Annotated in this window: 7 protein-coding genes; 3 read left to right on the forward strand and 4 right to left on the reverse strand. The window is 71.7% G+C overall.

Annotated elements, in window-relative coordinates; all coding sequences use genetic code 11:
- Positions 1-210: 210 nt before the first annotated feature.
- Entirely contained in the window at positions 211-759 is a 549-nt protein-coding gene (locus RIF68_RS22315; RefSeq protein ID WP_309053062.1) for an SMI1/KNR4 family protein, read from the reverse strand.
- Positions 760-949: 190 nt separating this feature from the next.
- Between RIF68_RS22315 and RIF68_RS22320 the strand changes: the two genes are divergently transcribed.
- Positions 950-1258, forward strand: coding sequence for a hypothetical protein (locus RIF68_RS22320; RefSeq protein WP_309053063.1), 309 nt, complete (start codon positions 950-952; stop codon positions 1256-1258).
- A gap of 210 nt (positions 1259-1468) precedes the next feature.
- Here the strand turns inward: RIF68_RS22320 and RIF68_RS22325 are convergent, their stop codons facing one another.
- Positions 1469-1969, reverse strand: a complete 501-nt coding sequence (locus RIF68_RS22325; RefSeq protein WP_309053064.1) for a YfbM family protein — start codon at positions 1967-1969, stop codon at positions 1469-1471.
- A 248-nt stretch (positions 1970-2217) separates the two neighbouring features.
- On the reverse strand, positions 2218-2751 hold the full coding sequence (locus tag RIF68_RS22330; RefSeq protein ID WP_309053065.1) for an SMI1/KNR4 family protein: 534 nt from the start codon (positions 2749-2751) through the stop codon (positions 2218-2220).
- A gap of 374 nt (positions 2752-3125) precedes the next feature.
- Here RIF68_RS22330 and RIF68_RS22335 point away from each other — a divergent pair, with 374 nt between their 5' ends.
- Positions 3126-3818, forward strand: coding sequence for an HAD family hydrolase (locus tag RIF68_RS22335; RefSeq protein WP_309053066.1), 693 nt, complete (start codon positions 3126-3128; stop codon positions 3816-3818).
- Between the two features lie 154 nt (positions 3819-3972).
- The gene (locus RIF68_RS22340; protein ID WP_309053067.1) at positions 3973-6021 is read left to right on the forward strand and encodes a restriction endonuclease; all 2049 of its coding nucleotides are present in this window, start codon (positions 3973-3975) and stop codon (positions 6019-6021) included.
- A gap of 42 nt (positions 6022-6063) precedes the next feature.
- On the opposite strand, the gene RIF68_RS22345 is transcribed toward RIF68_RS22340, so the two are convergent.
- Positions 6064-6763 (reverse strand): FAD-dependent oxidoreductase (locus RIF68_RS22345; RefSeq protein ID WP_309053068.1); only part of this gene is annotated, 700 nt, incomplete at its 5' end.

Here is a 6763-nt window from a genome sequence, read left to right on the forward strand (position 1 = left end):
CTTCCCGCTCTTGTAAAGCGGGGGTCGTCGGTTCGAACCCGACAGGGGGCTCCAGGTAGGAAACGCGAAGACCCCCGACCGATCTTGGTCGGGGGTCTTCGACATCCACGGGTGACATCAACGGCGACGGTCAGGGACGGTCGGACCTTGGATGCCGTCGTGTGAGGGGTCGCTCCATCGAGCGAGCTCAGCGGTCGTCCTGCGGTTCGTTCACTCCGCGATCCGGGAGGCGGCCATCTCCCACGGGGTCGGCTCCGCGATGTCTTCGTACTCATCCGCGTCTTCCCGGTGCCACCCTGTTCCCGCGAGCCAGGTTTCGAGCCACTCGGCCAGGCTCCGGGCGTCGACGAACCAGGCGGTGGCTCCGTCGTCCGTCATGGCGTTCGGTTCGAAGAGGAGGACCGTGGCGGTCTCGCTGAGGCAGTCCACCGCGGCGTACATGGCGCAGCCCCAGTCGAGGATCGGCAGCACGCCCGCCGGCCAGTACGGCGTCTCGTCCTCGGCCGAGGCGGATCGTTCGGACTGGTACTCGCTCAGCGCCGTACGCCCTGGTCCGATCAGCGGAAAAAGTCGGTAGTCGGGGCCGTAGCCACCGTTGGCCACCTCCCGGTACAGGCTCGCCAGCAGGGGTGGGAGGGCGAAGCCGAGAACTGCCTCCGCCTCGGCAACCTCCTCGGCAGTGGCGACGGGAGGCAAGGCCGTGGAAGTGGCCTTGGCCTTCGCCGCGACGCGGGCAACGAGATCTTCGGTGGCTGTCACGTTCGTGATCCTGTCAGGCACCTACGACAGAGGCGGCCGGACTGGTTGGGCTCCCGTGCACGGTGCGTCAGACGCGCCCCGCGCTGATCGGGGGAGAGGGCCCCCAAGGCACCCCGCCGCGCGGCCATCCAGGTCGTTCGTACAGTGGTGCGCTCCACAGGGACGCCCGGCATCGTGCCCGCTCCACGGTATGTGGGTCGACGGCAGTCGGGAGGGAAACCCGGGCGCGCTGTGGCGAACGCATGAGACCATCTCAACGGTTGCTGGACTGAGCGGAGTCATCGGCTCCGACGTAGCCATGCTCCTCACTGGAGCGGCGTTCTTCTGCAAGGCACTGATCAACTGGCTCGCACACCGCACGACCTCTGGGGCGGATGATCAGGAGGCGGAGATGAACAACAGCTCGAAGAAGTTCGGACCTTCCAACGTCTGCACTGCCGCTGTCGACACCGTTGGCAGCGTACTTCTGTCGCTGGCCGTAGGAGCATGGCTCCGCTGAGCCCAGCACCCACTTGCCCCAACCTGCGTGTCTGACTGCGTGACAACACCGACGAACAGCGGCGGACGAACGCGAACGTCTGCGGACCGTCAGCACAGGTGAGAGGCGCACCGACCCAAGGCAGAACTCCCACCCCGAGTGGCTTCAGGACGAAGAGGTCGGTGCGGGCCACGGACCAACTGTGGGCCTCGCTTCCAACCAAGCCCACAGTCAGTCCAGCCAGATGATGACTGCGTGTCCTTCTCGGGCAGCTGCCTTGAAGTACTCGGTCAGGCCGGCGAACCAGTCCCTGGCCCACTCCAGTGAGGCTTGGTCCTCCCAGATCAGTGGGTAGACCTCCGCCGTATTGAGTTCTGCGGGGTCGACTTCGTCGAGGAGCTGGTCGTACGTCAAGCCGCTCAGAGCCTCAGCGCCGAAGCGAACTCGATCCGTGGTGAGGTAGCGCGGCGGGCCGTACCCCCAGTCGTCGGCCTTCTCGAACACCTCTTCCCCATGGATGACATCGACCGGAAAACCGGAGCGCTTCAAGAGGAAGTCCAAGAGGTGCCACGTCTGGTACGTGGAGAAATGACGGGCCATGGCCGGCGAGGGTTCAGCCTCTTCCTCGACGTCCCGGATCTCATCGATGTAGTCGAAAGCCCAGTCCGGGTCCTCCATCGAGCGCTCCAGCTCGGCCACCGTCACACGGAAGTACTCACCGATCATGCTCATGGCTGAACGCTAGGCACAACGACTGACACCCGGCTGCCCTGGCCTGTCCCGGCTCCTGGAGACCGGCCGCCCCTTGAGGGCCCGGATCGGTCAGGAGCGCGGGGTGGGGGGCGTATGTCGTTCGCCGGGCCCGGGAGTCGCTGATCTCCCCGCCGCCCGGTGGGGGATCGTCTACGAGATCTCGCTCAATGCCCCATGCCGGCTTCTGCGCGGACGCCCTTGCCGACGGGGGAGCGTCGAGCCCAGGTTCAACGGCACAGTCCCCTGATGATGTCGTCGAAGTCGGGGAACTCCTGTGCGGCCTCCGCGATGATCGCCGGTGCCGATGCCCGCCGGTCGGGAGCGTGCCGCTGCGCGATGGCCGCCAGGTCCTCGATGGGCTGAGCCGCCGAGCCAGGTTCGGGACCGTACGGGGTGGCGGCCTCCCAGGGGCCGAGGCCGTCGGCCAGCAGCCACAGGAACGCGCCGAGGTCGCGGGCCACGACTCCGGTCTCCCCTTCGGAGCCCAGGAAGACGACCGGCTGCTCGACCAGCTTGCGCCCCGGACGGATCAGCCAGAACGCCGCGTACCCGCCGGTGCCGTCCTGCCCGAAGACGCGGAACGCATCGCCGTTCAGGTCGTTGTCGCCCGTCCACGCGCGGAACCAGTCCGTCGTGTCCTCAGCGCTCAGGAAGGACTCGTAGGGTTCGAAGTCCACGCGGTCCTCGCCTGCGCGGTCGAGCCGGACCTTCATGGCGGCGGCGAGCGCGGCGGGGAACTGGCGGTCGTCCTGCTGGATCATGTGCACAGGGTAGCGATCGGCCTGGCTCCGGTCCCGCCCGGACGCACGGCTGCCCACGGCGTCCGACATCGACGGCTGACATCCAACGGCGGCGGTCGGCCGCAGCAGCCGTCAGCGGTGTCCCTCCCCCGGCCAGGATCGCCCGGTCGTACCTGCGGAGCCGTGCGGCTCACGGTCCCGGAACCGGTCCTTTCGCGTGATCACGGTCGGGGATGTCGGTTCCGGTGAGAAGGCGCACGTGGTGAATGCGCTTCGGCAGGGAAGGCGGCAGGTGGGAGTCCGGCGGAGGACTTCGGGGTCTCGGCTCGGCGGCCGGGGCATCGGCTCGCGCCGCGTCCTGTGTGGCGCGGGGATCACCGGAAGGGACATCGACCGTGACGCACACCGACTCGCTCAACGAAACCCTGGCGAATGCCCGTGTCGTCCTCGTGGACTTCGACGGCCCCGTGTGCGATCTGTTCGCGGGGCTGCCGTCCGCCGAGGTCGCGCGGGAGCTGACCGAGCTCCTCGCCGCCCGGGACGGGGCCGTGGGCGCGAGGGCCGCCCGGACGGACGACCCCCTCGAGGTGCTGCGCATCGCGCACGAGGCCGGCGGCGAACTCGGCGAGGAGACCGAGCGAGCCCTGACGGCCGCCGAGGTGCGCGCGGTCGCCGTCGCGGGGAAGCCGGTGCCCGGGGCCGCGGAGACGCTTGAAGCGGCCCGTGCCACCGGGCGGGGCGTCGCGGTGGTCAGCAACAACTCCGCCGAGTGCGTGCGGATCTTCCTCGGGCTGCACGGGCTGGACCAGTACGTGTCCGAGATCGTCGGCCGCCACTCCGCGCAGCCGCACCTGATGAAGCCCAACCCCTATCCGCTCATCACGGCGGCCGAGCGCATGAACATCGACGTCACCAGCTGCACGCTGATCGGGGACTCGCTCACGGACGTCCAGGCCGCTCACGCCGCCGGGGCCACGGCCATCGGCTACGCGAACACGCCGTCCGCGTACGAGGCGTTCACCGAGGCGCGCGCCGACGCGGTCACGGACAGCATGCAGGACGCCGCGGATGTGCTCGTCGCGGCGTAGCGAGCAGGCCTGGGTCACGACGACTCGGACGAAGCCCCCGCCCGTTCACCGGTGGGGGCTTCGGCGTTCCGGGTGAGGGGAGTGGGGGACGGGGTGGGGCCGGGTCCGGGAGACTGGAGGGGGTGAGGGGTGTTTCCGGGGAGGGGTGTGGTCGATGGGTCGGCGTTCCGGTGGGCTGATCGGGCTGTGGGCCGAGCAGCAGCGGGTCGCGCAGCGGCAGCGGGAGGGCCAGCAGCAGGCGGTGCTGCGGCAGCGGCGGGAGGCGGAGCGGGCGCTGCGGGCGCAGGAGCGGGACGTGGCGCGGATGCAGCGGGAGCAGCGGGCGGCGTACCGGCGGCACCGGGACGCGGACGCGCTGCGGCGGACGCGGGAGCTGGACGAGCGGGTGGCGTTGCTGGAGGGGCTGCTCGCGGCCGGGTGCCGTGAGCCGGGCTTCTCCGTGGAGTCGCTGCGGCGGCCCGAGGAGGTGGAGCCGTTCGCGCCCGGCCCGCTGGGGGAGCCGGTCGTGATGCCGGACCAGCGGGCGTACCACGGGTTCGGGGCGCGGGACCGGTTCGAGCGGGACTGGTACGCGGCGCAGGCGGCGGAGGCCCGGCGGCTGGAGACGCTGGCGGCGTACCGGCGTGAGTACGACGCCTGGGCGGCGGCCCGGCTCGCCGAGATCCGTACGCACAACGCGGGCATCGCCGGAATGGTGGCGGCGCTGCGCGAGGGGGACGCGGACACGGTGGTCGAGTTCTTCTCCGCCGTGCTCTACGCCTCGACCGCCTGGCCGGAGGGCTTCCCGCACGAGGTGTCCGCCGCGTACGACCGGGCCCGCCGCGAGCTGGTCGTCGACTGGGACCTGCCCGGGTACGAGGTGGTGCCCGAGGCCAGGGGCGTGAAGTACCTGCCCGGTACCGACCAGGACAAGGAGGTGCCCCGGCCGGTGACGCAGCGCCGGGCGCTCTACCGGCGGGTGCTGGCGCAGACCGTGCTGCTCGCGGTGCGGCAGCTGTTCGCGGCCGACCGGTTCGGGGCCGTGGAGAGCGTGGCGCTCAACGGGTACGTGGACGGTGTGGACCCGGCCACGGGGCTGGCCGCCCGGGTGTGCGTGGCGACCGTCGCCGTGGCCCGGCCGGTGTTCGACCGGCTGAACCTGGAGCTGGTCGACGCCGTGGAGTGCCTCACCGGGCCGCTCACGGGGCGGTTGTCGGCGAAGCCGGAGGAGCGGGTGGCGGTGCAGCCGCTGCGACTGCCCGACCAGGTCGGGTCCGAGGTCGTCTCGCAGGGCGAGGGCGAGGAGCCCGACCTGCTGGCGATGGACCCGATCGCCTTCGAGGGGCTGGTGGCCGCGCTGTTCCGGGCCCGCGGCCTGCAGGCCGTGACCACGCGCCGGTCGAACGACGGCGGCGTGGACGTCGAGGCCCTCGACCCGGACCCGATCAGCGGCGGGTCGATCGTGGTGCAGGTCAAGCGGTACCGCAACACGGTGCCGCCGAGCGCCGTCCGCGACCTGTACGGGACCGTGCAGGGCGCGGGCGCCAACAAGGGCGTCCTCGTCACCACCTCGAAGTTCGGGCCCGGCTCGTACGCCTTCGCCAACGGCAAGCCGCTCACGCTGATTTCGGGCACGGAGCTGGTCGAGCTGCTCCACCGGCACGGGCTGCGCGGCCGGCTCGGGCCCGGTGCGCCGGCCGCTCCGGCCGCGGCGGTGTCCTCCCCGACCGAGGCCTCCGACGACTTCAACCTGCTCGGCATGGACTGGACGGGCGAGGTGGCGCTCGACGTCTGCGCCCTGGTCTGCGAGGGCGCCCGGGTCCTCGGCGACGACTGGTTCGTCTTCTTCAACAACCCGGCCACGCCGGACGGTTCGGTCGCCATGGTCGCCGCCGCGCCGGGCGACCGGGCGGCGATCCGCGTCGGCTTCGACGCCCTGCCCGCGCGGGCCGACCGGCTGGTCCTCGTCGCGGCGGTCGACCCGGAGGTGAACCCCGACGCGGACCTCGGCGGCTTCACCGACGCGGGCATCCGGCTGCGGGACGACTCCGGTACGGAACTGGACCGGCTCGTCGTCTCCGACGGGCGGCAGGGCGAGACGGCGCTCGTCCTCGGTTCCTTCCGGCGGCGCGCGAGCGGTGACTGGGACTTCGTCCTGGGCGGGAAGGGGTACCGGGGCGGTCTCGCCGAGCTGGTGGGTGACTTCGGCATCGAGGTGGAGTAGGGGGCGTCACCGGCTCGCGGGGCCCGGGGGGGCGACGCCCCCTCAGCGTCCGCTCAAGCGGTCGGCCAGGCTCGCCACCCGGTCCGTCGTCGCCGCGTGCGTCGTCGTCTCCCGGCGGTCGGCGGCCCGGTAGGCGGCGTACAGGGTGTGCACCCCCAGCCAGCGCAGGGGCTCCGGTTCCCACTTGCGGACCCGGTGGCCGACCCACGGCAGGGCCGTCAGGTCCGTCGGGCCGGACTGGCCCGAGTCCTGCTGGATCAGGTCGCGCAGGGTGCGGGCGGCGAGGTTGGCGGTCGCGACGCCCGAGCCGACGTAACCCCCCGCCCAGCCCAGGCCCGTGGAACGGTCGAGGGTCACGGTGGCGCACCAGTCGCGGGGCACGCCGAGGACGCCGGACCAGGCGTGGGCGATGCCGACGCCCGCGAGCTGCGGGAAGAGGCGGACCAGGATGTCGCGGAGGTCCTCGACGGTCCGGGCCTGCGTGCGGCCGTCGTTGTCGGTCTTCGAGCCGAAGCGGTACGGGACGCCCCGGCCGCCCAGCGCGATGCGGCCGTCGGCGGTGCGCTGCGCGTACATGTAGGCATGGGCCATGTCGCCGAGGGTCTCGCGGCCGTCCCAGCCGATGGACTCCCACTGCGCGTCGGTGAGCGGCTCGGTGGCGATCATCGAGGAGTTCATCGGCAGCCAGGTGCGGCGCTGGCCGGAGAGGGAGGCGGTGAACCCCTCGGTGCAGCGCAGCACG

Source organism: Streptomyces sp. (assembly GCF_031178505.1).
Taxonomy (GTDB): domain Bacteria; phylum Actinomycetota; class Actinomycetes; order Streptomycetales; family Streptomycetaceae; genus Streptomyces; species Streptomyces gulbargensis.